This is a genomic window from Monashia sp. HAY1-5C (genome assembly GCF_056755255.1).
Genome location: NZ_JBPGXG010000726.1, coordinates 1 through 238 on the forward strand (window position 1 = coordinate 1; position 238 = coordinate 238).

The following is a 238-nucleotide window of genomic DNA, read 5'->3' on the forward strand; positions in this document are numbered from 1 at the left end:
CCCCCCCCCCCCCCCCCTTTTGAAAACAAAAGCCGCCCCCCCAGATGTAGCTCCGTCTCGTGGGCTCGGAGATGTGTATAAGAGACAGACGCTGTCCTGCGCGAGCCGCACCCCCTTGGGACGACCCGTCGTGCCGGACGTGTATATGACGACCGACGAGCTGGCCCGGAGGGGCGCCGAGTGGCTGTCTCTTATACACATCTGACGCTGCCGACGACGGAGAGAGTGTAGATCTCGG

The 238-nt window shown here is 63.9% G+C and carries 1 protein-coding gene; it reads right to left on the minus strand.

Annotation, left to right across the window (positions count from 1 at the left end; all coding sequences use genetic code 11):
• On the minus strand, positions 1–201 hold a 201-nt coding region (locus ACR9ZK_RS23335; RefSeq protein WP_481344290.1), incomplete at its 3' end, for an AMP-binding protein.
• Positions 202–238: the final 37 nt, after the last annotated feature.